Source organism: Janthinobacterium sp. SUN118, assembly GCF_030397695.1.
GTDB lineage: Bacteria > Pseudomonadota > Gammaproteobacteria > Burkholderiales > Burkholderiaceae_D > Janthinobacterium.
Window position 1 is genome coordinate 330,263 of the sequence record NZ_JAPUBV010000002.1, and the last position, 26,373, is coordinate 356,635.

Sequence of the window (26,373 nt, forward strand, 5' to 3'; positions counted from 1 at the left end):
TAAAAAGAAAATGTTGCGTTGGTTCAAGCCGCGATGGCCAGCGGGTGGCGCGTCGCTTCCGCCAGCGCCATGCCGCCGTTCAACTGCCATGCGGCGCCATGGCCCAGGCGGCGCAGGCAGGCGGCCGCACGCGCGCTGCGGTTGCCGCTGCGGCAGAAAAACACGAGCGGACGCCGCGGCTCTTGCAGCCACGCTCCCACCTGGCCCGCCAGGCGGCTCAGCGGCACGCTGCGCACTTCACAGCCCTCGAACACCTGGCCGGCGCAAGCCGCGTGTTCATACGCTTCGCGCACATCGACGAGGATGGCGTCCGGATGCTGGCGCAGGAAGGCCGGCAAGCCCGCCGCATCGAGCTGCAGTTCGGCGGCCGGCACGATGCCGTCCTGCGCTGCGCGCACGGTGTTGCAGATGCTGCCATCGTTGCCCGCCGCACACAGCACGGTGTCGGGCGTCACCAGGCCGGCAGCGAGCAAGGGTGCGATGGCTTGCGGCGCCAGGGAGCCGGTGAAGGCGTAGCGCTGCCCCAGCAGGTACACATGGGTCGCGCCGCACTCGATGCGGCGCAATCGCTGCTGGCCGAATGCCAGCTCGCCATCGATATCGACGCGGCCCACCTGTTCGATCTCGAGTTCCTGCAGCAGCGCCAGGCGCGCCGCGCCATGGTCGGTCGGCGCCGTCGTATGCACGATGGCGCGCAGTGCCAGGTGCTGGCAGCGGATGAAGGCGGCCAGGCGCGGCACCAGTGCGGCGGCGGGATCGAGGACGACGCAACTGGCGCTGGCGGCGTCGCTGAGCACCCAGGTGCACTGGCCGTCAACGCTCAGCTGGATCACGCCATCGTGCGGCGATGGCGCCAGCGCCGACGGCAGCAGGCAGCTGTGGCGCAGCGCCTCGCCACAGCGGGCGATGCGGGCACAGGCGGCGGCGATGGTCGCCTCATCGACCAGGGGGCCGAACGACAGGCGGATGGCCGAACTGGCCCGCCATTGCGGCACATGCATCGCTTCCAGCACATAGCTGGGCAAGGCCTTGGCGGCCGAACAGGCGCTGCCCGAGCTGACGCGCACGCGCGCCGCGTCGAACAGGTCCAGCAGTTCTTTCGAGGATAGGCCAGGCACGGAAAAATTGAGCGTGGTCGGCAGCGACAGCTCGAACGGCATGTTGAAGACGATGCCGGGGAATGCCTGCTCCAGGCTGGCCACCAGGCGCTCGCGGAATGTGGCCAGTTCGGCGTGGCTGCGGAAGGTCGAGCCGTCTTCCAGCGCGGCCAGGACGGCGCCGAGGGCGGCGATGCCTGCCATGTTTTCCGTGCCCGAGCGCAGCCCCGCTTCCTGGCCACCACCCATCATCAGCGGCGTAAACGGCGCGCCGGCGCGCACGTACAGCATGCCGATGCCCTTCGGCGCATACAGCTTGTGACCGGAAAACGGCGCGTAATCGATGCGCGTGGCGGCCAGATTGAGCTTCAGCTTGCCCAGCGCCTGCACGCAATCGACCATCCAGTACGCATCGGCGCCGCGCTCCTGCAGCAGCTGCGCGATGGCGGACAGGTCGCTGACGACGCCCGTTTCATTATTCGCCGCCATCGTGCACAGCATGGCCGTGTCGCCGACCAGGGCGCCCAGGGCTTGCAGATCGTGGCGCCCCTGCGCATCGACGGGCAGCTTGCGCAGTTCCAGGTTCAAGCCGAGCAGGCGGTTCCAGTGCGCCAGGCTTTCCGGCACGGCCTTGTGCTCGGTCGCGCCGTACAGCAGCAGGCTGCCGATGCGCTTGCCCGCATCGCGCCGTTCGCGCAGCGCGCACAGGGCCGACAGCACGGCCGTCTGGATGCCTTCCGTGGCGCCGCTGTTGAACATCAGACGGCCGTCGCCCGTTCCCAGCAGGCCGCTGGCGCGCCGGCGTACGCCATCCATCATGGCCTTGGCCTGCAACCCCGTGGCGTGGGTGCTGCTGGGATTGCCGTAGCCGTGCGCCATCGCCTGCGTGGCGGCGGCAACGGCGGCGGGCAGCACGCAGGTGGTGGCGTTACTGTCGAGGTAGATTTCTTTCATGATGGCAGTCCGGGCATTCTCTAAAAAAGGGCGCAGCGCAAGCGGCTGTAACGTATGGATAGTCTACCGGTGCGCCCCCGTGAAGATATGCCAAAAGACACTGCAACTACGGTAATATGCAGCATGTTCATGCTATAAAAATTGGAATAGTAAAATGAATTCACCAAATACGGCACTCGACAAGTTCGACTGCGCCATCCTGGCCGCCCTGCAGCAGGACGGCACCCTGTCGATCGCCGCCCTCAGCGAGAAGATCGGCCTGTCCAGTACGCCCTGCTGGAAACGGGTCAAGCGGCTCGAGGAAGACGGCTACATCGAGAGCCGCGTGGCCATCGTCAACCGGCAAAAAGTCGGCTTGCCCGTGACCGTGTTTGTCAGCGTGCGCACGGGCCAGCACGATGAAAAATGGCTGCGCCGCTTTGCCGCCGCCGTCATCGTGCTGCCCGAAGTGCAGGAGTTTCACCGCATGAGCGGCGACATCGACTACCTGCTGAAAGTCGTCACCACCGACATCAAGGGCTATGACACCTTCTATAAAAAGCTCATCAAGGCCGTGCAGCTGACGGGCGTGTCGTCGGCCTTTTCCATGGAACAAATCAAGTGCAGCACGGAATTGCCGCTGGAATTGATCGCCCACGGCTTGCCGGCCTGACGCGTTTCCGGGTGCCGCCACGATGCATGAAAAACAGACATGATTGCCTGTTTTTCACGTTGCTGCAATGCAACATACATTAACAAAGAGCAGCCATGGCGCGGCATGGCGCCAGGCCCGGCCGGTATACTGCCTGTTTGCCTGCCCGCCTTTCTGCCGATTACGCAGGCCATCCTCCAAGGTCTTCCATGTCTCTGCTCCGCCGCCTCTCCATCCAGAAAAAACTGCTGTTCAGCATGGGCTTGTGCCTGCTGCTGTTCATGGCGATTTCCTCGTTCCTCAGCGTGCGCATGAGCAGCGATTACGTGCGCGAGCGCGTCGTCAGCCAGGAACTGCCGGCACAGGTGGGCGAAATCCGCAACGACGTGCTGCGCCAGATCAGCCAGCCCCTGTCCGTCGTGCAGACGATGGCCAACGACGTCTACCTGCAAGACTGGGAAGACGCGGGCTTGCCCGACAGCGGCATCGCCACCTTCCAGCGCTATGCCACGGCCGTGAAAGAAAAGAACAAGGCGGCCTCGATCAACTGGGCCTCGGCCAGCACGGGCAAGTATTTCACCACGGATGGCTTGCTGCGCACCCTGGACAAGAACCAGGCCGCCGACCAGTGGTTCTATGGCTTGCTGGCCGGCGACAAGGCTTACACGCTCGATATCGACAAGGCGGAAAATTCGAACGACCTCATGCTGTATCTGAACGCCCGTGGCCAGACGGCGGGCGGCAAGCAGATCGCCGCCGGACTGGGGCTGTCCATCAATGCGCTGGCCGACACCATCCGCGGCTACAAGATCGGCCAGACCGGCTATGTCTACCTGGCGCGCGCCAACGGCGTGCTGCTGGTGCACCGCGACACGGCGCTGGCCGATGGCAAGCACCAGTTGAAAGACTTGCCCGGCTTTGACGACGCCTTGAGCAAGACGCTGCTGACCGGCAACAAATACGCCTACGCCACCTACGCTGCACCCGCCGGCCGCCAGTTCATCGCCGCCTCTTTCGTGCCGGAGCTGAATCTGTACGTGCTGGCCGAAGTGCCGGAAGCGGAAGTGCTGGGCAATGTCACGCGCTCGGCGCTGATCGCCGCGCTGGTCGCCGGCCTCGTGGGTGGCGGCATCGCCCTCGCCATCATCTATGCCATCAGCCGCGCCATTGCCGCGCCCGTCGCGCGGGCGGCCGACATGCTGGGTGAAATCGCCAGCGGCAATGGCGACCTGAGCCGCCGCATGCTGGTCGAATCGGAAGATGAAGTCGGTGCACTGGCTTCCGCCTTCAACCGCTTCGTCGCATCGCTGAACGTGACGATACGCGAAGTTCGCGACAGTACAGGGGCGATTGCCAGCGCATCGAGCCAGATCGCGTCGGGCAACCTGGACCTGTCGGCGCGTACGGAAGCCCAGGCCTCAAGCCTGGAAGAAACGGCGGCGGCCATGGAAGAATTGACGTCGACCGTGAAGCAGAACGCGGACAATGCGCGGCAGGCGAACCAGCTGGTGGTGTCGGCCTCGAGCCACGCCGTCAAGGGCGGCGAGGTGGTGGGACAAGTGGTGCAGACGATGGGCGCCATTACGGAAAGTTCGCGCAAGATCGCGGACATTATCGGCGTGATCGACGGTATTGCGTTCCAAACCAATATCCTGGCCCTGAACGCGGCCGTCGAGGCGGCCCGTGCCGGAGAGCAGGGCCGTGGCTTTGCCGTGGTGGCGACGGAAGTGCGCAACCTGGCGCAGCGCTCGGCCGCGGCGGCCCGGGAAATCAAGGACTTGATCGTCGACTCGGGCAGCAAGGTGGAAGCCGGTAGCAAGCTGGTCGATTCAGCCGGCGCCACCATGCAGGACATCGTCGTTTCCGTGCAGCGCGTGGCCGACCTGATGGGAGAGATCGCCTCGGCCAGCCAGGAGCAAAGCCAGGGCATCGCGCAAGTCAACGCCACCGTCACGCAGATGGATGATGCGACCCAGCAAAACGCCGCACTGGTGGAGGAAGCGGCCGCGGCGGCCCAGTCCCTGCAGGATCAGGCGGGCCGGCTGGCGCAGGTGGTCAGCGTCTTCAAACTGGAGGAATCGGGCCATGCGGCGGCGCATCCTGCGCTGACCAGCCAGCCCGCGCTGCCCAAGCCTGTTCGCCCAGCGATGGCCAGGGTACCGACAGCGGCCGCGCGCCCGAAAGCGCCGGCCAGCGATGCGTGGGAAGAGTTTTAAGCCGATTAAAGGGCCGGCGACTTCACGCTGGCCGCCTGCTTGAAGAAGTTATGGATGCCGCTTTCGCTCATGCGGCGTGCATTCGCCAGCTCGCCGCCCTTGGTGGCGTACAGCACCTGGTTGTTGTCGCTGGAAACCAGCACGGCGGCCGGGATGCCTTTCTTGAGCGGATTGCCATAGGCTTGCGCCACGTCCAGGTTATGGTCGAAATTGCCGACATCGACCTTGACGACCTTGAATTCCTGCTGCATCAGCTGTGCATTTTTCCCTTCCTTCAGGGCCTTGTCGAGCGCGCGGCAATCCTCGCACCAGTTGGCGCCAAAGATCAGCAGCACGGGCACATGGGCCGCCTTGGCCTCGGCCAGCGCGCGGGCCACGTCGGCCTTGGCGTCTGCCGCCGCGTTGTAGGGCAAATGCGGCGTGGCGGCAGGCGCGGCGGTAGGTGTCGGGGCGGCGGCAACGGCGGCGCCGGCGAACAGCAGGCTGGCGAAGAGGATGGAAAGACGCATGCGGGGCTCCTGAGAGAAGATCGTGAGGCCAGCTGAACAGGCGCCAGCAGGCGTGATTGCCTAGAATATGCCTGCTTGTCAGAAATATCCACCATTTAATTGCACTGTGCTTATGCGGAAAACGTATAAGCAATCCCGAGGAGACGTGACGTGCGCCTGCAAGATACCCTGCCCCCGCCCCTGTCGGGCGCCGCGCGCATGCTGCGCAGCGCCTATCCCGGCGGCATGCCCGACGCGGCGTATTTCCCCGTGCTGGCCCTGCTGTATGAACACTTTTCCGACCGTAACCTGGCCCAACTGGTGGCCGCCGTCACGGGCAAGGATGCGGCGCGGGTATCCAATGACATCCATGCCTGCGCCAGCAGCAAACCGGAACCGGCCGCCATCGCCGCCGTCAGGAGCCTGCTGGAACGGCACGGCTTGCAGGCCGTCTGTGCAGAGGATGAGTGAGCACAGGCAGCGAAACAGCACGCATGGGATAATATCGGGCTCACACTGAGCAACGCGGCCCGAACGCGCCCTCCCCACCATGACGACTTCTTTCCTGGCACGCTGGCTGCCGCAACCGAACAATGGCAGCCGCCGCGAACAATTGCGCGCCTGCGCGGGCGCCATCTGCGGTCTGCTGCTCACTGGTCTCATCTGCCATTTCCTGCTGGCCCCGAATAGCGCCAGCGTCTACCTGATCGCGCCCATGGGCGCTTCCGCCGTCCTGCTGTTCTGCCTGCCGGCCAGTCCGCTGGCGCAACCATGGTCGGTGGTGGGAGGCAATGTCGTCTCGGGCCTGGTGGGCGTGGCTTGCGTCAAATGGCTGGGACCCAGCGTGGGCGTGGCGGCACTGGCCGCCTGCCTGGCCATCGGCGCCATGTTCGCGCTGCGCTGCCTGCATCCGCCCGGCGGCGCCGTGGCGCTCACCACCGTCGTGGGCGGCGCCAGCGTGCATGCGGCCGGCTTTGAATTCGTCTTCATCACCGTGCTGTTCAATTCGGCCGTGCTGGTCGCCTGCGCCGTGCTGTACAACAACCTGACGGGACGCCGCTACCCGCACACCCAGCAGCTGGCAACGCCGCATCCGCACGCCACCAAGGATGACGTGCCCAGCAACCGCCTGGGCTTTTCGCCGGACGACCTCGACGCCGTGCTGCGCCAGCACAGCGAAGTGCTCGACATCAGCCGCGACGATTTGCAGGCCATCTTCCTGCAAACGGAGATGCGCGCCTACCAGCGCCGCTTCGGCGTCGTCACCTGCGCCGACATCATGTCGAAGGACGTGCTCAGCGTGGAATTCGGCACGCCGCTCGATGCCGCCTGGCGCACCATGCGCGAGCATCAGGTGGGCGCCCTGCCCGTGCTGAACCGGGCGCGCCGCGTCATCGGCATCATCACGCAGACGGATTTCCTGCGCCATGGCGGACTCGACGATTATCAGGGCATGCGCCAGCGCCTGCGCAGCCTGCTGCAGCGCAGCGGCCTCAGCCACAGCGACAAGCCGGAAGTGGTGGGGCAACTGATGACGCCGTCACCGCATACGGCCCGCCTGGGCACGCCCATCATCGACCTGGTGCCCCTGATGGCCGACGCCGGCTACCACCACATTCCCATCGTCGATGAGGAAGACCGCCTGGCCGGCATCATCAGCCAGTCCGACCTGATGGCGGCCCTGTACGAAAGCCGCTTTGCCGAGGCCGTGGCATGACGCCATTCCAGGCCCTGCTGACTGGCCCCGAGGGCGGGCCGGCCGGCACGCCCGTCAGCGCGCATTTCTTCGGCAACCAGCTGGTCATCGACGCGCCCGGTCACAGCGTCGATATCGCGCAACTGGTCGTCAGCGTCGGCGGCGTCGATGGGCCCGAACTGTTCCTGAACTGGCTCGACGGACAAGGCCGGCAAGCGTCGCTCAAGCCGCTGGGAGCAAGCGCCATCGCCACCGTCTTGCAGGAGGCGCCGGCCGCGCTGCAGCCGCAATTGCAGCGCCTGTGGGGCGAGCGCCAGCGCAACCGCCGGCAGGTGTCTGGCTGGCTGCTTGGCTTGACGGGCGCGGCCGTCGTCGCCACGGCATTGCTGTGGTGGCAGGGCGGCCATGCCATCGGCGTGCTGGCGGGATGGATTCCGCTGTCGACGGAAAAGCAGCTGGGCGAGCTGGCCCTGGCGCAGGTGCGCGCCCAGGGTGGCATCGTCGAGAGCGGTGCGGCGCAGCACACTGTGCAGGAAATCGGCCAGAAGCTGACGGCCGGCTCGCGCTACCAGTACCGCTGGCTGGTCAGGAACGATGACAGCGTCAATGCGTTCGCCATGCCCGGCGGCATCATCGTCGTGCATACAGGCTTGCTGCGCCAGGCGGCCGACCCCGGCGAACTGGCCGGCGTGCTCGCGCATGAAGTACAGCATGTGGAGCAACGCCATTCGCTGCGGCAAATGATCAGCAGCCTGGGCTGGGGCGCCCTGGTGGGCGTCACCATCGGCGACATCAGCGCCGTGGCCGCCATGCTGGCGCACCAGGCCGGCACCTTGTATTTCAGCCGCGACATGGAGGAAGAAGCAGACCGGCTGGGCCTGCACGCCTTGCAGCGCGCGCATATCCGCCCCGACGGCATGCTGACGTTTTTCCAGACACTCGGCGACAAGGAACAGGACAAGGCTGCCGCGCCGGGCTGGCTCTCGTCGCATCCGCAAACGGCCACGCGCGCGCAGCAGATCCGCGGCCTGATCGCCGCCACGCCCTGCGCCGCCTGCCTGCCCTTGCAAAGCGGCAGCTGGCAGCAGATGAAAGCGGCCTTGCCGGCCAGCGTCAAATAGCCGCGCCTGCGCGACACAGAAGTGGCAGCTTCTGCCCAAGATAAATTATCCAAACGAGCCGGGCAATGGCGTATGCTTACGCCCCGGCTGCTCCTCCGCGACCGGCCATCCCGACCTCGCTACGCCTCCGTTCATTCTCCTCCTTACAAAGGACATCGCGCATGAAGCATCGTTTTGCCGCCGGCACCCTCGGCACCCTGGCCGTCTCCCTGTTACTCGCCTACGCGCCCATCGCGCACGCAGCCCAAGCCGCTGCCAAGGCAACCGTCGCGCCGGCCGTCAGCGCGCCCAAGGCCAGGCAGCAGCTGCAAGTGCTGGCCGACCAGTACTACGATGCGCTGGCCCGTTTCGAGCCGATCAACGCCACCGAGAGCGGCGACAACCGTTTTGACGACCAGCTGGGTTCGGCCATCGTGCCTGCCGCGCGCGCCAAACAATTTGCCCTGTACCGCCAGTACCAGAAAACCCTGCGCGCCATCGCGCGCCAGCAACTGTCGCACCAGGACCAGATCAACTACGACATCCTCGACTATGAACTGGCCACGGCGCTGAGCTTCGAGCGCTTCCCCGAATATCTGCTGCCGCTGAACCAGATGGACAGCATGCCCGTCACCCTGGCCAATTATGCGGGCGGCGAGGCATCGCAGCCTTTGACCACGGTCAAGGAGTATGACGCTTACCTGAGCCGTATCGGCCAATTGCCGGGCTGGATAGACCAGGCCATCGCCAACATGCGCGTCGGCATGCAAAAAGGCATCGTGCTGCCGAAGGCGCTGACGGAATCGGCACTGCCGCAATTCAAGAAGCTCGTCAGCGCCACGCCGCAGGCCAGCGTCTATTACACACCGATCAAGAACTTGCCGGCCGGGTTTTCCGACGCCGACAAGGCGCGCCTGACGCAAACCTACACCGTCATCATCGAGGCCAAGCTGATGCCGGCCCTGCAGCGCCTGGCCACGTTCATGGAACAGGATTACCTGCCAGCCAGCCGCGACAGCAGCGGCTGGAGCGCCCTGCCCGATGGCGCAGCCTGGTACCAGGCGCGCGTGGCCAGCAGCACCACGACGGACCTGAAGCCGGAACAGATCCACGCCATCGGCCTGAAGGAAGTGGCGCGCATCCAGGAACAGTATGCGATCGTGGGTCCGAAGATGGGCTACAACGGCCCGGCCGCCGGCTTGCCCGTGTGGGTCTCGGAACAGGCGAAATACCGTCCGTTCAAGACGGACCAGGAAGTGCTCGACGTCTACCGCAAGATGAACGTATTGCTCGACAGCAAATTGCCGGCCCTGTTCACGCTGGTGCCGAAGGCGCCGCTGGACTTGCGCCTGGAGCCTGAGCTGAGCCGTGACACGGCGGCCGACCACTACACGGCGCCGGCCGCCGACGGTTCGCGGCCCGGCGTGTTCTGGTCCGTCGTCACCGATCCGAAACTGTATGGCGACACGGGCATGACGACGCTGTTCCTGCATGAAGGCAAGCCAGGCCACCATTTCCACCTGGCGCTGGTGCAAGAGATGGACTTGCCGAACTTCCGCCGCTTCGGTGGCAACAATGCCTTCACGGAAGGCTGGGCCCTGTACGCGGAAACCCTGGGCAAGGAAATGGGCCTGTTCGACGATCCGGCGCAATACTTCGGCCACTTGAACGACGAGATGCTGCGCGCCGTGCGCCTGGTGGTCGACACGGGGCTGCACACCAAGGGCTGGACGCGCGAGCAGACGATCAAGTACATGCGCGATACCCTCGGCTATGACGCCGTGGCGAAAAGCGAAACGGAACGCTACATGGCCTGGCCCGGCCAGGCGCTGGGCTACAAGATCGGCTCGCTGAAGATCGTCGAACTGCGCCAGCGCGCACAACAGGCGCTGGGTGACAAGTTCAGCCTGCCGAAGTTCCATGAAGTCGTGCTCAGCGACGGCACCCTGCCCCTGAAACTGCTGGAAGCCAAGGTCGACCTGTGGATCGCGCAGCAGAAATAAGACGCGGCGCCTGAAGGCAAAACGGCAGCTCCTTGACGGGGCTGCCGTTTTTTTCACCTGCGCGTTGAGGGTTACACCAGCAGCGCCGCGCTCATCGAGCGCACTTCCTCGGCCGATTCGGCCAGGATGCTTTGCAGGGTGTCATTGTCGATAATGAAGTCGATCACGGAATCGGATGGCGTGAGCATTTCCACAAACGTCACCTGCAGCGGCGAAGGCACGGGCGACAGTTGCTTGGCCAGCAATAAAGTATCGAGCAGGGAGTCGGGCGGGATCGACAGCAAGCCATCGCGCAAGCCTTCGATGGCCTCGCTGACGGCTTGCGGTATCAGCAGCTTCTTCATGACTTCGCGGGAAATGATTTCCTCGGCCGATTCCATCCAGTGATCGGCATCGTCGTCGAGCAAGCCAGGAAATTCATCGGCGCGCGACAGGAGATAGAAACCGCCCACCTCATGCACGATGCCGGCGAACAGGGCCGTATCGGGATCGACGTTGGTGACGCGGCGGGCGATCACGTGCGCCAGCGCCGCCACATGCGCCGTGTGCTCCCACAGCTGGGTCGCCTTCTGGCGCAGCACGGGATCGATGATCTTGCTGCCGAACTGGCGCACCACCATGGCTGCCACCAGCGCATACAGATTGCGGTAACCCATGCGCATGACGGCCGCGCGCACGCTGGTGACGGGCGGCGCATCGCCGCGGCTATACACGGCCGAATTGGCCAGCGCGACCGTACGCGCCGCTAGCAGGGGCTCGGCCAGCACCAGCTTGATGGCGTGGTCGATATGGCAATCCGGCTCGGCCAATGCCAGCTGTAATTGCAAGGCGGAATTCACGCTGGTGGGAAACGTCAATTCTCCGCGCACCGCCTGGGAAACGATCAAACCGAACGCCTGTAATTTATTCATCATACGATCAATCCGCCTCAGCTATTATTCTAGAAAACAATTCCACGTTATAGCAGAAATTGATTACCAGGCCCGGTCATTAAAAAACCAGCGGCAAACCATTCGCCTGCAACATGCCATCCGTCCGGGCCAATGCGCCCAGGGCCAATTCATCGCCGATGACAAATAACTTCGGCTGCTGCAATACCTGCAGCAGGAATGGCTGCCCCTCGCGCAGGCGGCGCCGATAATCGGCCAGCGTATATAAGTTGGGATTGATTTTACGCCGCAAGGTTCGCTCGGCCGGGGCCAATCCCGTCAATAGATCGCCGTAATTGGCTTCCTCGCCCACCAGCAGCAGATCGACGGCGCTGCCCGGCATATCCTGCCCCTTCGCCGTGGCGCCATACACGAATGCCAGGTGCAGTTGCGCGCGCAGGGGCGCCAGGGTCGTACTGAGCACGCCGACCAGGCCGAAAGTCTTCTGCACCAGTCCGCTCAACTCGGGATACACGAGGCTTTCCTTGTTGGGCCAGAAGCGCCGCACATTGCCGATGCGCTCGGACGTGATAAGGCCGGACTCGTGCAAGCGGCGCAGTTCCCGCTGCGCCGAAGCACTGCCCAGCCCCGTCAGGCGCATGATCTCATTCAAATGAAAGCCCTCATTCACGCGGACAAAGAGCAATCCCAGCAGTTTTTGCTGGGCGGGAGTAAACAGGGCTTGGGCAATCATGCGCCAAATCTTAGCATGAATAAACTGGAAATTAGCGCGGCCTGCGCGATAGGCGACGGCGCTGCAACAGTGCTGTTCCGCAGCCGTCACAGCTCAATGATGGCGTGGGCAGCGGCACGTGTCGTGATCGTGCGCGCCCTGCCGTCTACTCGATGTGCATGCCCAATCTCGTCGATATTTAATCAATGGCATTCAGCATTCATCGCGCCGCAATTGCCCCGCATTCAATCATGGCAATACAAGTCGCGTCGTTTGCCCGATATCAAATTCGGAATGCATGGCGCCGTTTTAAATAACATGGACACCGGGTTTCATATTCCTCCCCCAATTGATACATGCCGTTTGAGTATCGGCATACCGATTCGTGTCGCATGAATTAAAAGGCGAAAAAAAACGGCACCCGAAGGTGCCGTTCTTGTCAGCTAGCAGCGCAGATTACGCTTCGTCGCCGTGGTGTTGCTGGATCTCGATGTCTTGCAGCGCTTCGGCAGCTTCGCCAGCCAGCGAGGCTTTCTCGGCCAGCAGCAGGGCTTGACGCTCTTCCACTTCCCACGCTTCTTTCTCTTTGCGTGCGCGGTGGAAGGCCAGGCCCGTACCGCCAGGAATCAGACGGCCGACGATGACGTTCTCTTTCAGGCCGCGCAGACCATCGCGCTTGCCCATGATCGCCGCTTCGGTCAGCACGCGGGTGGTTTCCTGGAACGATGCGGCCGAGATGAACGAATCGGTCGACAGCGATGCCTTGGTAATACCCAGCAAGACGTTTTCGTAGGTCGCTGGAATCTTGTTCTCAACGGCCATGCGATCGTTCTCGTCCAGCAGTTCCGAACGCTCTACCTGCTCGCCAACGATGTAGTTGGTGTCGCCGGCATTGACGATCTGTACGCGGCGCAGCATCTGACGCACGATCACTTCGATGTGCTTGTCATTGATCTTCACGCCTTGCAGACGGTACACGTCCTGCACTTCGTCGACGATGTAACGTGCCAGCGCTTCGATACCCAGCAGGCGCAGGATGTCTTGCGGATCGGCCGGGCCGTCCACGATCATCTCGCCCTTGTTCACGACTTGGCCGTCATGCACCAGCACTTGTTTGTCCTTGGTGATCAAGAACTCATGCTTGTTGCCGTCCATGTCCGTGATTTCCAGACGCTGCTTGCCCTTGGTTTCTTTACCGAACGCAACCGTACCCGTGACTTCCGCCAGCATACCGGCATCTTTCGGCGAGCGCGCTTCGAACAGTTCCGCAACGCGTGGCAGACCACCGGTAATATCGCGCGTTTTTTGCGATTCGGTAGGAATACGTGCCAGCACTTCACCCACCGATACCTGTTGACCGTCCTTCACCATGATCAGCGCGCCGACCTGGAAGCCGATCGCCACCGAGTGTTCGGTGCCGGCGATCTTGACTTCTTCGTTCGCGTCGTTGATCAGCTTGACTTGCGGACGCAGGGTCTTGGTCAGCGAACCGCGACGCTTCGCATCGATCGCCACCAGGGTGGACAGACCGGTCACTTCGTCGACCTGACGGGCGACGGTGACGCCTTCTTCGACGTTCTCGAAACGCACTTGACCGGCGTATTCGGTAATGATCGGACGGGTCAGCGGATCCCACGTTGCCAGGGCCGTACCGGCCTTGATGACCATGCCGTCCTTGACGATCAGGGTCGCACCGTACGGTACTTTATGACGCTCACGCTCACGGCCATGGTCGTCGGTGATCAGCACTTCGCCGGAACGGGAAATGACGATTTGCGCGCCCTTGCCGTTCGTCACGTAACGCATGGTTGCCGTGAAGCGGATGGTACCGTTCGACTTGGCTTCCACCGACGATGCCACTGCCGCACGCGATGCCGCACCACCAATGTGGAACGTACGCATGGTCAGCTGGGTACCCGGCTCACCAATCGACTGCGCTGCCACCACACCGACGGCTTCGCCGGCGTTGACCAGCATGCCGCGGCCCAGGTCGCGGCCATAGCACTTGGCGCACAGGCCGAAGCGCGTGTCGCAAGTCAGCGGCGTGCGGACCTTGACTTCATCGATGGACAGACGCTCGATCTCTTCGACCATGTCTTCGTCCATCAGGGTGCCGGCTTCGTACAGCGTTTCCTGGGTTTCAGGATTGACGACGTCATGCACTACCACGCGGCCGAGGATACGGTCGCGCAACGGTTCGATGACTTCACCACCTTCGACCAGTGCCTTCATGACGGCGCCGTTCATGGTGCCGCAATCGTCCTCGATCACCACCAGATCTTGCGTCACGTCAACCAGACGACGCGTCAGGTAACCGGAGTTAGCCGTTTTCAGCGCCGTATCGGCCAGACCTTTACGTGCACCGTGGGTCGAAATGAAGTACTGCAAAACGTTCAGACCTTCGCGGAAGTTCGCGGTAATCGGCGTTTCGATAATCGAGCCATCCGGTTTGGCCATCAGACCACGCATACCGGCCAACTGACGAATCTGGGCTGCGGAACCGCGCGCGCCGGAGTCGGCCATCATGTAAATGGCGTTGAACGATTCTTGCGTCGACTTGGTGCCGTCGCGGCGGATCACGTCTTCGACTTTGAGCTGGTCCATCATGGCCTTGCCGACTTCATCGGAGGTCTTGCCCCAGATATCGACTACCTTGTTGTAACGCTCGCCGGCGGTCACGAGACCCGAGGCGTATTGCTGTTCGATCTGCTTGACTTCCGATTCGGCCGTCGCGATCAGCGTGACTTTTTGCGGCGGTACCAGCATGTCGTCGACGCAGATCGAGATACCGGCGCGTGTCGCCAGGCGGAAACCCGATTGCATCAGTTTGTCTGCGAACACCACGGTGGCGCGCAGGCCGCACTTGCGGAACGACGTGTTGATCAGCTTGGAAATTTCTTTCTTTTTCAGCGCGCGGTTCAGCACCGAGAAAGGCAGGCCCTTAGGCAGGATTTCCGACAGGATCGCACGGCCGATCGTCGTTTCGTAGCGGGTAACCGTTTTCTCGAATTCGCCCGTTTCGGCGTTTTTCGGGTATTCGGTAATACGCACGGTGACGCGGGTCGTCAGTTCGACTTCCTTGTTGTCGTAGGCGCGGATCACTTCCGACACGTCAGGGAACATCATCCCTTCGTTCTTCGCATTGATCGCTTCGCGGGTCGCGTAGTACAGACCCAGCACGATATCCTGCGACGGCACGATCGACGGTTCGCCGTTCGATGGGAACAGAATGTTGTTCGATGCCAGCATCAGGGTGCGTGCTTCCATCTGCGCTTCGATCGACAGAGGAACGTGGACCGCCATTTGGTCACCGTCAAAGTCGGCGTTGAATGCGGCGCAGACGAGCGGATGCAGCTGGATGGCCTTGCCTTCAATCAGGACGGGCTCGAAAGCCTGGATACCCAGGCGGTGCAGCGTAGGTGCGCGGTTCAACATGATCGGATGTTCACGGATCACGTCTTCCAGGATGTCCCACACGACCGGCTCTTGAATCTCGACCAGCTTTTTAGCGGCCTTGATCGTGGTCGCCAGACCCATCAGTTCCAGTTTATTGAAAATGAATGGTTTGAACAGTTCCAGCGCCATCAGTTTCGGCAAGCCGCACTGATGCAGTTTCAATTGCGGGCCCACGACGATGACCGAACGACCGGAGTAATCGACGCGTTTGCCCAGCAAGTTTTGACGGAAACGGCCGCCCTTGCCCTTGATCATTTCTGCCAGCGATTTCAGCGGACGCTTGTTGGCGCCGGTCATCGCTTTGCCGCGACGGCCGTTGTCCAGCAGCGAATCGACCGCTTCTTGCAGCATGCGCTTTTCGTTGCGCGTGATGATCTCTGGAGCGCGCAGCTCCATCAGGCGTTTCAGACGGTTGTTACGGTTGATGACGCGGCGATACAGATCGTTCAGATCCGAGGTCGCGAAACGGCCACCATCCAGCGGTACCAGCGGACGCAGTTCCGGCGGCAGCACCGGCAGCACTTCCATGATCATCCAGTCAGGCTTGATGCCCGAACGTTGGAACGCTTCCAGCACTTTCAGGCGCTTCGCGTATTTCTTGATCTTGGCTTCGGATTTCGATTCCTTCAGTTCCACGCGCAGGGTTTCGGCATCGCGGTGGATGTCGATCGAGCGCAGCAGTTCACGGATACCTTCGGCGCCCATGAAGGCGGTGAAGTCGTCGCCGTACTCTTCGTACTTGGCGGCGTAGTCGTCTTCCGACATGATCTGGCACTTCTTCAGCGGGGTCATGCCTGGATCGGTCACGACGTATGCTTCAAAGTACAGCACGCGTTCGATGTCCCGCAGGGTCATGTCCAGGACCATGCCCAGACGCGACGGCAGCGATTTCAGGAACCAGATGTGCGCGGTTGGCGAGGCCAGCTCGATGTGGCCCATGCGCTCGCGGCGCACCTTGGCCAGCGTGACTTCGACGCCGCACTTTTCGCAGATCACGCCGCGGTGTTTCAGGCGCTTGTACTTGCCGCACAGGCATTCGTAGTCCTTGATCGGGCCAAAGATCTTGGCGCAGAACAGGCCGTCGCGCTCAGGCTTGAAGGTACGGTAGTTGATGGTTTCCGGCTTTTTGACTTCGCCGTAGGACCACGAACGGATTTTCTCAGGCGAAGCGAGACCGATCTTGATTGCATCGAAGGTCTCGTTGGTCTGTACTTGCTTGAATAGATCGAGCAGTGCTTTCATGTATCACTCCAGAGGTGATTAAATTTCTATATTCCTGAGACTACATTGCCCGGCATGGTTTCCCAGCCGGGCTTTGTGTTTCCCAAACCAAATGACAGGTGGCTGTCGTTTAGTTGCGTTCGAGGTCGATATCGATACCGAGCGAACGGATTTCCTTGACCAGCACGTTGAACGATTCCGGCATGCCGGCGTCGATCACGTGGTCGCCCTTGACGAGGTTTTCGTACACTTTGGTACGGCCATTCACGTCATCGGACTTGACGGTCAACATCTCTTGCAAGACATACGACGCGCCATACGCTTCCAGTGCCCAGACTTCCATCTCACCGAAACGCTGACCACCGAACTGGGCTTTACCGCCCAGTGGCTGTTGCGTCACCAGCGAGTAAGGACCGGTCGAACGCGCATGCATCTTGTCATCGACCAAGTGATGCAGTTTCAGCATGTGCATGACGCCGACGGTGACCTTGCGCTCGAACGCTTCACCGGTGCGACCGTCATACATGGTCACCTGGTTTTTCGACGCGGTCATGCCCAGGTTCTTGGCGATGTCGTCCGGATACGCCAGGTCCAGCATGCGGCGGATCTCTTCTTCATTGGCACCGTCGAACACTGGCGTGGCGAATGGAACACCTTTTTTCAGGTTTTCCGCCAGCTTCATGATCTCTTCGTCGTCGAAGTCGTTCAGCTCTTCAGCACGGCCGTTATCGTTGTAGATCGTCGTCAGGTACTTGCGCACTTGCTCGACCTTGGTTTGCGCCTTCAGCATTTCGCCGATGCGGATACCCAGACCCTTGGCAGCCCAGCCCAAGTGAGTCTCGAGAATCTGACCAACGTTCATCCGCGAAGGAACGCCCAGCGGGTTCAGCACAACGTCGGCTGGCGTGCCGTCGGCCATGTATGGCATGTCTTCCACAGGAACAATACGGGAAACCACACCCTTGTTACCGTGGCGACCCGCCATCTTGTCGCCCGACTGCAGGCGGCGTTTCACGGCCAGGTACACCTTGACCATTTTTTGCACGCCTGGTTGCAGCTCATCGCCTTGCGTCAGTTTCTTGCGCTTCTCTTCGAAGGCCAGATCGAACTGGTGACGCTTCTCGTTGATCGATTCCTTGATCGCTTCCAGCGCTACCGCCGCATCGTCGTCCGCAGGGCGGATGTCGAACCAGTGGTATTTGTCCAGATCGGCCAGGTAATCCTTGGTGATCTTGGCGCCTTTGGCCAGCTTTTTAGGGCCGCCGTTGACGACTTTGCCGATCAGCATTTTTTCCAGACGCTGGAAGGCATCGCCTTCCACGATACGCATCTGGTCGTTCAAATCCAGACGGAAGCGTTTCAGTTCGTCATCGATAATTTGCTGGGCACGCTTGTCGCGCACGATGCCTTCACGGGTGAAGACTTGCACGTCGATCACGGTACCGATCATGCCCGAAGGCACGCGCAGCGAAGTATCTTTCACGTCCGATGCTTTTTCGCCGAAAATCGCGCGCAGCAGCTTCTCTTCCGGGGTCAGCTGGGTTTCGCCTTTAGGCGTCACTTTACCGACCAGGGTGTCGCCAGCCTGCACTTCAGCACCGATGTAGACGATACCGGACTCATCCAGACGTGCCAGCTGATTTTCAGCCAGGTTCGAGATGTCGCGCGTAATTTCCTCCGCGCCCAGTTTCGTGTCACGGGCCACCACCGACAACTCTTCGATGTGAATCGAAGTGTAGCGGTCGTCCTTGACGACGTTTTCCGAGATCAGGATCGAATCCTCGAAGTTCAGACCATTCCATGGCATGAAGGCCACGGTCATGTTCTGGCCCAGAGCCAATTCACCCAGATCGGTCGATGCGCCGTCGGCGATCACGTCGCGCTTGGCGACACGGTCGCCCACTTGCACGATAGGACGCTGGTTGATGTTGGTGTTCTGGTTCGAACGGGTGTACTTGATCAGGTTGTAGATGTCGACGCCCACTTCACCAGCTTGCGCTTCGTCATCGTTGACGCGAATCACGACACGGCCCGCATCGATGTAATCGACGATACCGCCACGCAGGGCTTGCACGGTGGTGCCCGAGTCGACCGCAACGGTGCGTTCGATACCGGTACCGACCAGCGCTTTTTCCGGACGCAAGCAAGGCACAGCCTGGCGTTGCATGTTGGCGCCCATCAATGCACGGTTTGCATCATCGTGTTCGAGGAACGGAATCAGCGAGGCAGCGACGGAAACGATCTGGCCCGGCGCCACGTCCATGTACTGGATGCGCTCTGGGGATACCAGGATGGTTTCGCCGGCTTCACGGGCCGAGACCAGTTCATCGGACAGCATGCCTTCGTCGTTGATGGTCGCATTCGCCTGAGCGATGATGTAGCGGCCTTCTTCGATGGCGGACAGATAGTCGATCTGATCGGTAATCTTGGAGCCTTCGACCTTGCGGTACGGGGTTTCCAGGAAGCCGTATTCATTCAGGCGGGCATACAGAGCCAGCGAGTTGATCAGACCAATGTTCGGACCTTCCGGTGTCTCGATCGGGCAGACGCGGCCGTAGTGGGTCGGATGCACGTCGCGCACTTCAAAGCCGGCGCGTTCGCGTGTCAGACCGCCGGGTCCCAGAGCCGATACGCGGCGCTTGTGGGTAATTTCCGACAGAGGATTGGTTTGGTCCATGAACTGCGACAGCTGGGACGAACCGAAGAACTCGCGAATCGCGGCCGAAATCGGCTTCGAATTGATCAGGTCGTGCGGCATCAGGTTGTCCGCTTCGGCTTGGCCGAGGCGTTCCTTGACGGCGCGCTCAACACGCACCAGGCCGGCGCGGAATTGATTCTCAGCCAGTTCGCCCACGCAACGTACGCGACGGTTACCCAGGTGATCGATATCGTCGACTTCGCCGCGGCCATTGCGCAGTTCCACCAGGATCTTGATCACGGCCAGCACGTCTTCGTTCGACAGGGTCATGGCGCCCGTCAGTTCATCGCGGCCAATGCGGCGGTTGAACTTCATGCGGCCCACGGCCGACAGGTCGTAGCGGTCCGAGTTGTAGAACAGGCCGTTGAACAGCGCTTCAACGGAGTCTTCCGTTGGCGGTTCGCCTGGACGCATCATGCGATAGATCGCCACTTTCGCGGCCATCTGGTCGGCAGTGTCGTCGATACGCAGGGTTTGCGAGATGTAGGCGCCCTGATCCAGGTCGTTCGTGTACAACGTTTGGATTTCGGAAATGTTAGCATCGCGCAAACGACCCAGCAAATCTTCGGTCAGCTCATCGTTCGCGGAAGCGACGACTTCGCCGGTATCGCCATCGACGATGTTCTTCGCCAATACGCGGCCCAGCAGGTAGTCTTCCGGTACGGAAATGTGCTTGATGCCGGCAGCTTCGATATCACGCACGTGCTTGGCGTTGATACGCTTGTCTTTCAGGACCAGCGTCTTGCCCGACTTGTCGACGATGTCGAAACGCGCGACTTCACCGCGCAGACGCTCGGCAACGAATTCCATTTCCGCGCCTTCGGAGCGCAGGTTGAAATTGTCGAAGACAAAGAAGTTGGCCAGGATTTGCTCGTGCGACATGCCGATTGCTTTGAGCAAAATCGTCACAGGCATCTTGCGGCGGCGGTCGACGCGGAAGAACAGGATGTCTTTCGGGTCGAACTCGAAGTCCAGCCACGAACCGCGGTAAGGAATGATACGCGCGGAGAACAGCAGCTTGCCCGACGAGTGGGTCTTGCCGCGGTCGTGCTCGAAGAACACGCCAGGCGAACGGTGCAGCTGGGAAACGATAACCCGCTCAGTGCCGTTGATGACGAACGAACCGGTGGTCGTCATGAGCGGCAATTCGCCCATGTAGACTTCCTGTTCCTTCATTTCCTTGACGACTGGCTTGGTTGGCGATTCCTTGTCCAGGATCACCAGGCGCACTTTCGCGCGCAGCGGCGACGCGAACGTCAGGCCACGTTGTTGACATTCTTTGACGTCAAAGGCAGGATCGCCCAGAACGTACGACAAGAATTCGAGACGCGCAAAACCATTGTGCGAAACGATAGGGAAAATCGAGGTGAAAGCCGACTGCAGGCCATCATTCTTGCGGCCGGACGGTGCTATGTCCTCTTGCAAGAAGCTATGATAAGACTCGAGCTGGGTCGCCAGCAGGAACGGAACGTGGTGAACGTTGGCGCGCTTCGCGAATGATTTGCGAATGCGTTTCTTCTCAGTAAATGAGTAGTGCATGGACACTCCGTGAGTGACAGAAAGGATAGAAAATTCAGGTTTTGCAAGTGTTCGTTTGCACCGCTGCGTGTGACACAGACGAAACCTCAAGGCTCTGCTTTCCGGCTTGAATCGAATAAAAACTGCTGCTACAACTACATGACAAATACGATGCAGACGACAAAGGAGCCAAAGTCGGATTTCCCCCCTTGCGAGGGGAAACCTCAGACTTTGACTCGGGCGCTAACTGACGCCGGTACAGATATTACTTGATCGAAGCGGTTGCGCCGGCTTCTACCAGTTTCTTCTGTGCTGCTTCAGCGTCAGCTTTCGACACTGCTTCTTTCACAGTTTTTGGTGCGCCATCGACCAGGTCTTTAGCTTCTTTCAAGCCCAGGCCGGTGATTTCGCGAACTGCTTTAATAACGCCAACTTTGTTTGCGCCGAAGGTGTCAAGGATGACGTTGAATTCGGTTTGTTCTTCAGCTGCTGCTGCTGGGCCTGCTGCAGGACCGGCCGAAGCCATTGCTGCTGCGGACACGCCGAATTTTTCTTCGAATGCTTTAACCAGGTCGTTCAGGTCCATTACGGACATGGCGCTAACTGCTTCCAGGATATCGTCTTTGCTAATTGCCATTTTGAAACTCCTAAATTTATTACGTTAGTTACATCAGATTGGTACTGAGAGAAAAAAGCGCGCGCAATTAAGCGGCTGCTGGGGCTTCTTCTGCTGCTGCTTCTGCAGGAGCTTCGGCGCCTTCGCCTTTTTTCGCTGCCAGGGCAGCCAGACCACGTGCAAAGCCCGAAACCGGAGCCAGCATAACGCCCAACAACTGCGAAATGAGAACTTCACGGCTAGGAATGCTCGCCAACGCGGTGACAGCAGCTGTATCCAGCGGCTTGCCTGCGTAGTTACCTGCTTTGATGACCAGTTTGTCGTTGGTTTTAGCGAAGTCAGCGATGACTTTAGCTGCTGCAACGGCATCGGCCGAGATCGAGTAGATCAACGGACCGGTCATGGCATCTGCCAGGCTGGCGAATGCGGTACCTTCAACGGAGCGACGAGCCAGAGTGTTTTTCAACACACGCAGGTACACGCCTTGGGCACGCGCTTTAGCACGCAGTTGCGTCAAGTGACCAACCTGGATGCCACGATATTCGGCCACGACGATCGTTTGCGCAGCTGCTACTTGTGCGGAAACTTCGGCGACGACGGCCTTTTTGTCATTCAGATTGAGACTCACGGTCAACCTCCTTAAATGATGTTCGGCAATCACAACCGAGTGGTTGAGCGCCTTGCATCGGTTCGAACACGGCGTCCGAAGTCAAGAAGTACTAAACTGAGCGGATACATTCACGCAGCATGAGGACTACAAAACTTGTTCGGGTACACCATCTGCGTTGGGCACTTCCCGTTGCCGGAAAGTCTATTAACCTTCTGCACATGTGGTCGCAGTCGGCCCAACGGTCTTTGATTGTCTGCCTGCCTGGTGAGAACACCGGGCAGACAGCCCAAAGATGCGCCCGCAGCGCCCGAAGGCGCTACAGGACTTGATTCTGTTACTTAAGCTACCAGGCTAGCCTGGTCAACACGGACGCCAGCGCCCATGGTCGACGACAGCGAAACTTTGCGCAGGTACACGCCTTTGCTCGATGCTGGCTTGGCTTTGTTCAGGGCGTCGATCAGTGCGACCAGATTCGATTTCAGATCTGCGTCAGCGAACGATTTACGGCCGATGGTAGCGTGGATGATACCGGATTTGTCGGTACGGTACTGAACTTGACCGGCTTTCGCGTTTTTCACGGCGGTAGCGACGTCAGGAGTAACAGTGCCAACTTTCGGGTTAGGCATCATGCCGCGTGGGCCCAGGATCTGACCCAGGGTACCAACGATACGCATGGTATCTGGCGAAGCGATGACGATATCGAAAGGCATGTCGCCGGCTTTGATCTGCTCAGCCAGGTCTTCCATACCAACGATGTCGGCGCCGGCTGCTTTAGCAGCTTCCGCTTTTTCGCCCGACGCGAAGACAGCGACGCGTACGGTTTTGCCGGTACCAGCTGGCAGCACGACGGAGCCGCGCACCACTTGGTCGGATTTCTTAGGATCTACGCCCAGTTGTACCGATACGTCGATCGATTCATTGAACTTGGCCGTTGCGCACTCTTTGATCAGAGCGACAGCATTGTCGAAAGCGTACACTTTGGTACGGTCGACTTTGGCTTTCAAAGCCTTGATACGTTTGGATAACTTAGCCATTATACAACACCTTCCACCGTGATACCAATCGAACGAGCGGAACCAGCGATGGTGCGTACAGCAGCATCCATGTCGGCAGCGGTCAGATCAGGGGTTTTCAATTTAGCGATTTCTTCAGCTTGTGCGCGGGTCAGCGTACCGACTTTGTCGGTATGTGGCTTCGGCGAACCTTTGGTGATCGCAGCAGCTTTTTTGATCAGGTAGGTTGCTGGAGGCGTCTTCATCACGAACGTGAAGGACTTGTCCGCAAACGCGGTGATCACGACTGGGATCGGCATGCCTGGTTCCATACCTTGGGTCTGCGCGTTGAACGCCTTGCAGAATTCCATGATGTTCAGACCGCGTTGACCCAGAGCTGGACCGATTGGTGGGGATGGGTTTGCTTTACCAGCTGGCACTTGCAGCTTGATAAAACCAATGATTTTCTTTGCCATGATGGCTCCTATCTTGGATTGAGTAGTAGCGCCCCGCCGATCCTACCCTGGCGGGGCTCCTCTGACCGGATTTCGCTGAGACTGCCGCGGCGCTCCTGGTGGCGCTTGATAATGCTTAAACTTTTTCGACCTGGCCGAATTCGAGTTCCACCGGAGTGGCGCGGCCGAAGATGGTGACCGAGACGCGCACCTTGGATTTCTCGTAGTTGACTTCTTCGACATTGCCGTTGAAATCGGTAAACGGACCATCCTTGATGCGGACTTGCTCGCCCACTTCGTACAAGGTCTTGGGACGGGGCTTTTCAACACCTTCCTGCATCTGGCGCATGATGGCGTCGATTTCGCGCGCGGAGATCGGCGTCGGCTTGTTCGATTTGCCACCGATGAAACCGGTAACCTTGCTGGTGTTCTTGACCAAATGCCAGCTCTCGTCCGTCATTTCCATTTCAACCAGCACATAGCCAGGATAGAAACGACGCTCGGTAACCGACTTCACACCATTCTTGACTTCAACTACTTCTTCGATCGGCACCAGGATCTGGCCGAACTGGTCTTGCATGCCCGCGCGCTCGATGCGCTCGGTCAGTGCGCGCATGACGCTTTTTTCCATGCCGGAATAAGCATGCACGACATACCAGCGCTTGCTGCTCACTGGCACGCTCAGCGCTGCACCAGTATCCGCTGCCGGAGCGTCGCCCGGAACGGACTCTTCCGCCGCTTCATCATGCACATTTTCGCTCATTATTTTTTCCAACCCAGAATTACGTCATACAACAAAAACTCGAGCAATTTATCCGTGCCCCACAGGAAAATCGCCATGACCAGCACAAAGGCAAACACGATCGCAGTGATCTGCGTGGCTTCTTTGCGGGTAGGCCAAACGACTTTCTTGGTTTCGCGCACAGCTTCTTTGGCGAAATTGAGAAATTCACGGCCGGTCGTCGAGACATACAAGAGCGCAACAGCAATAACCAAACCAGCCACAAGCGCGCTTGCACGCACCAGAGCTGGTTGGCCTGCCAGGTAATAAAACCCGACTACTCCTGCAATCGCAGCCACTATTGCCAGCGCGACTTTTATCTTGTCACTCGACGTGCTAACGGTTTGCACGGATTGATTTGACATTTTTCTACTTTCGGTGCCCTGCACCTTGACGGTGGCAGGGACGGAGGGCATCGAACCCCCAACCTTCGGTTTTGGAGACCGACGCTCTGCCAATTGAGCTACGTCCCTACGTAAAACTTTCGAGGAGTGCTATTCTACCACCCAGGACGCCCCGGGTGGAAGCATAACATTTCCTTATGCGAGGATTTTTGCAACCACGCCGGCGCCGACGGTACGACCGCCTTCACGGATAGCGAAGCGCAGACCTTCTTCCATCGCGATCGGGTTGATCAGCTTGACGGTGATCGACACGTTATCGCCTGGCATAACCATTTCTTTGTCTGCTGGCAACTCGATCGAACCAGTTACGTCCGTCGTGCGGAAGTAGAACTGTGGACGGTAGTTGTTGAAGAATGGCGTATGACGGCCGCCTTCGTCTTTCGACAGAACATAGATCTCGCCGGTGAAGTGAGCATGCGGCTTGATCGAGCCTGGCTTGGCCAGAACTTGACCACGTTGCACGTCTTCACGCTTGGTGCCGCGCAGCAGCAGACCAACGTTGTCGCCTGCTTGACCTTGGTCCAGCAGTTTGCGGAACATTTCCACGCCGGTGCAAGTCGTTTTGACGGTATCGGTGATACCAACGATTTCGATCTCTTCGCCGACTTTAACAATGCCGCGCTCGATACGACCGGTAACCACGGTACCGCGACCCGAGATCGAGAACACGTCTTCCACTGGCATCAGGAACGCACCATCAACAGCGCGCTCTGGCGTTGGGATGTAAGCATCCAGCGCATCGGCCAGACGCAGCACTGCGTCAACGCCCATTTCGCCTTCTTTGCCTTCCAGCGCCATACGTGCCGAACCTTTGATGATTGGCAGGTCGTCGCCTGGGAATTCGTACTTCGACAACAGCTCGCGCACTTCCATTTCAACCAGTTCCAGCAGCTCTGCGTCGTCGACCAGGTCGCACTTGTTCAGGAACACGATGATGTATGGAACGCCAACTTGGCGGGCCAGCAGGATGTGTTCGCGGGTCTGTGGCATTGGGCCGTCAGCTGCGGAGCACACCAGAATCGCGCCGTCCATCTGCGCGGCACCGGTAATCATGTTTTTGATGTAGTCGGCGTGGCCTGGGCAGTCAACGTGCGCGTAGTGACGCGTTTCCGTTTCGTACTCGACGTGGGCGGTGTTAATCGTGATACCGCGCGCTTTTTCTTCTGGAGCCGCATCGATCTGGTCGTATGCTTTAGCTTCGCCGCCGAATTTCTTCGACAGAACCGTTGCGATTGCAGCGGTCAGCGTGGTTTTACCGTGGTCGACGTGGCCGATGGTGCCGACGTTGACGTGCGGCTTGGTCCGTTCGAATTTACCTTTTGCCATTTTGAACTCCTAATGATTTGATTAGATTGCTCAGGCACACGCCCGACGGTCTGGTTTGAATTGCTTCTGTGCTGCCTGCTGCGAATTCTGGTGCCCTTGACGTGGATCGAACACGTGGCCTCTCCCTTACCAAGGGAGTGCTCTACCACTGAGCTACAAGGGCTGTAATTTGTTGCATGCGATGCATCAAGCATCTGAACGGAAACTGGAGCGGGTGAAGGGAATCGAACCCTCGTCGTAAGCTTGGAAGGCTTCTGCTCTACCATTGAGCTACACCCGCGAGGTATCGTTCACTTTATCTTCACTTACTTGCTACTACCCAGTTTTCCTTGCAAAAACTTGGTGGAGGGGGCTGGATTCGAACCAGCGTACTCATAGAGAACAGATTTACAGTCTGTCGCCTTTAACCACTCGGCCACCCCTCCGCGGGAACCGCAGAGTATGAAGCATCTACTCACAACTGTCAACCTTATTTACTGATGCCTGACTGCTGCATTTGCTTATAAAGA

General features: G+C 60.1%; 20 protein-coding genes and 4 tRNA genes. 7 read left to right on the forward strand and 17 right to left on the reverse strand.

Translation table 11 applies throughout. From position 1 onward, the window contains the following. Positions 1–23: 23 nt before the first annotated feature. The gene (locus tag O0880_RS17135; protein WP_289887724.1) at positions 24–2,051 is read right to left on the reverse strand and encodes an aminotransferase class V-fold PLP-dependent enzyme; all 2,028 of its coding nucleotides are present in this window, start codon (positions 2,049–2,051) and stop codon (positions 24–26) included. A 154-nt stretch (positions 2,052–2,205) separates the two neighbouring features. Between O0880_RS17135 and O0880_RS17140 the strand changes: the two genes are divergently transcribed. Continuing rightward, positions 2,206–2,703 carry an Lrp/AsnC family transcriptional regulator gene (locus O0880_RS17140; RefSeq protein ID WP_071325689.1) on the forward strand — a complete coding sequence of 166 codons (498 nt, stop codon included), beginning with the start codon at positions 2,206–2,208 and terminating at the stop codon, positions 2,701–2,703. A gap of 188 nt (positions 2,704–2,891) precedes the next feature. Beyond that, positions 2,892–4,898, forward strand: coding sequence for a methyl-accepting chemotaxis protein (locus tag O0880_RS17145; protein ID WP_289887727.1), 2,007 nt, complete (start codon positions 2,892–2,894; stop codon positions 4,896–4,898). A 5-nt stretch (positions 4,899–4,903) separates the two neighbouring features. On the opposite strand, the gene O0880_RS17150 is transcribed toward O0880_RS17145, so the two are convergent. Next, entirely contained in the window at positions 4,904–5,407 is a 504-nt protein-coding gene (locus O0880_RS17150; RefSeq protein WP_289887729.1) for a thioredoxin family protein, read from the reverse strand. 150 nt (positions 5,408–5,557) lie between these two features. Here O0880_RS17150 and O0880_RS17155 point away from each other — a divergent pair, with 150 nt between their 5' ends. The 4 genes from O0880_RS17155 (at position 5,558) to O0880_RS17170 (ending at position 10,185) form a co-directional block, all read left to right on the forward strand. Continuing rightward, the gene (locus O0880_RS17155; RefSeq protein ID WP_289887730.1) at positions 5,558–5,857 is read left to right on the forward strand and encodes a DUF3349 domain-containing protein; all 300 of its coding nucleotides are present in this window, start codon (positions 5,558–5,560) and stop codon (positions 5,855–5,857) included. Positions 5,858–5,936: 79 nt separating this feature from the next. Further along, positions 5,937–7,103, forward strand: a complete 1,167-nt coding sequence (locus tag O0880_RS17160) for an HPP family protein (protein WP_071325692.1) — start codon at positions 5,937–5,939, stop codon at positions 7,101–7,103. Continuing rightward, the gene (locus O0880_RS17165) at positions 7,100–8,203 is read left to right on the forward strand and encodes a M48 family metallopeptidase (protein WP_289887732.1); all 1,104 of its coding nucleotides are present in this window, start codon (positions 7,100–7,102) and stop codon (positions 8,201–8,203) included. Before O0880_RS17160 ends, O0880_RS17165 begins: the two co-directional genes overlap by 4 nt. Before the next feature lie 161 nt (positions 8,204–8,364). Further along, positions 8,365–10,185, forward strand: coding sequence for a DUF885 domain-containing protein (locus tag O0880_RS17170; protein WP_289887733.1), 1,821 nt, complete (start codon positions 8,365–8,367; stop codon positions 10,183–10,185). A 71-nt stretch (positions 10,186–10,256) separates the two neighbouring features. Here O0880_RS17170 and O0880_RS17175 read toward each other — a convergent pair whose 3' ends face one another. Both O0880_RS17175 and O0880_RS17180 read right to left on the reverse strand, forming a co-directional pair. After that, positions 10,257–11,096 (reverse strand): HDOD domain-containing protein, encoded by an 840-nt coding sequence (locus O0880_RS17175; RefSeq protein WP_071325695.1) that lies wholly within the window; start codon positions 11,094–11,096, stop codon positions 10,257–10,259. 79 nt (positions 11,097–11,175) lie between these two features. After that, on the reverse strand, positions 11,176–11,727 hold the full coding sequence (locus O0880_RS17180; protein ID WP_289887734.1) for an ArsR family transcriptional regulator: 552 nt from the start codon (positions 11,725–11,727) through the stop codon (positions 11,176–11,178). On the opposite strand from O0880_RS17180, the gene O0880_RS17185 reads away from it, so the two are divergent. Beyond that, complete coding sequence (locus O0880_RS17185) at positions 11,728–12,183, forward strand: hypothetical protein (protein ID WP_289887735.1); 456 nt, start codon at positions 11,728–11,730, stop codon at positions 12,181–12,183. 60 nt (positions 12,184–12,243) lie between these two features. On the opposite strand, the gene rpoC is transcribed toward O0880_RS17185, so the two are convergent. The 13 genes from rpoC to O0880_RS17250 all read right to left on the reverse strand — a co-directional run bounded on the left by rpoC (position 12,244) and on the right by O0880_RS17250 (position 26,289). Further along, positions 12,244–16,485, reverse strand: a complete 4,242-nt coding sequence (rpoC, locus tag O0880_RS17190) for a DNA-directed RNA polymerase subunit beta' (RefSeq protein WP_071325697.1) — start codon at positions 16,483–16,485, stop codon at positions 12,244–12,246. 109 nt (positions 16,486–16,594) lie between these two features. After that, positions 16,595–20,701, reverse strand: a complete 4,107-nt coding sequence (gene rpoB, locus O0880_RS17195; protein WP_071325698.1) for a DNA-directed RNA polymerase subunit beta — start codon at positions 20,699–20,701, stop codon at positions 16,595–16,597. 244 nt (positions 20,702–20,945) lie between these two features. Further along, entirely contained in the window at positions 20,946–21,317 is a 372-nt protein-coding gene (rplL, locus tag O0880_RS17200; RefSeq protein ID WP_034753136.1) for a 50S ribosomal protein L7/L12, read from the reverse strand. 67 nt (positions 21,318–21,384) lie between these two features. Beyond that, the gene (gene rplJ, locus O0880_RS17205; protein WP_071326751.1) at positions 21,385–21,924 is read right to left on the reverse strand and encodes a 50S ribosomal protein L10; all 540 of its coding nucleotides are present in this window, start codon (positions 21,922–21,924) and stop codon (positions 21,385–21,387) included. Positions 21,925–22,244: 320 nt separating this feature from the next. Beyond that, positions 22,245–22,940 carry a 50S ribosomal protein L1 gene (gene rplA, locus O0880_RS17210; RefSeq protein WP_289887737.1) on the reverse strand — a complete coding sequence of 232 codons (696 nt, stop codon included), beginning with the start codon at positions 22,938–22,940 and terminating at the stop codon, positions 22,245–22,247. Further along, on the reverse strand, positions 22,940–23,374 hold the full coding sequence (rplK, locus tag O0880_RS17215) for a 50S ribosomal protein L11 (protein WP_034783246.1): 435 nt from the start codon (positions 23,372–23,374) through the stop codon (positions 22,940–22,942). Before rplK ends, rplA begins: the two co-directional genes overlap by 1 nt. Positions 23,375–23,489: 115 nt before the next feature. Further along, positions 23,490–24,116: a transcription termination/antitermination protein NusG gene (gene nusG / locus O0880_RS17220; protein WP_071325699.1), complete on the reverse strand. Its 627-nt coding sequence runs from the start codon at positions 24,114–24,116 to the stop codon at positions 23,490–23,492. Further along, complete coding sequence (gene secE, locus O0880_RS17225; RefSeq protein ID WP_010394308.1) at positions 24,116–24,499, reverse strand: preprotein translocase subunit SecE; 384 nt, start codon at positions 24,497–24,499, stop codon at positions 24,116–24,118. The genes nusG and secE overlap by 1 nt, the downstream gene beginning before the upstream one ends. 32 nt (positions 24,500–24,531) lie before the next feature. After that, a tRNA-Trp gene (locus O0880_RS17230) sits at positions 24,532–24,607 on the reverse strand. Positions 24,608–24,673: 66 nt separating this feature from the next. After that, complete coding sequence (tuf, locus tag O0880_RS17235; RefSeq protein ID WP_034753125.1) at positions 24,674–25,864, reverse strand: elongation factor Tu; 1,191 nt, start codon at positions 25,862–25,864, stop codon at positions 24,674–24,676. 88 nt (positions 25,865–25,952) lie between these two features. Beyond that, positions 25,953–26,027 (reverse strand) — tRNA-Thr (locus O0880_RS17240). 43 nt (positions 26,028–26,070) lie between these two features. Continuing rightward, a tRNA-Gly gene (locus O0880_RS17245) sits at positions 26,071–26,144 on the reverse strand. A gap of 60 nt (positions 26,145–26,204) precedes the next feature. Then, positions 26,205–26,289, reverse strand: a tRNA-Tyr gene (locus tag O0880_RS17250). Positions 26,290–26,373 lie beyond the last annotated feature (84 nt).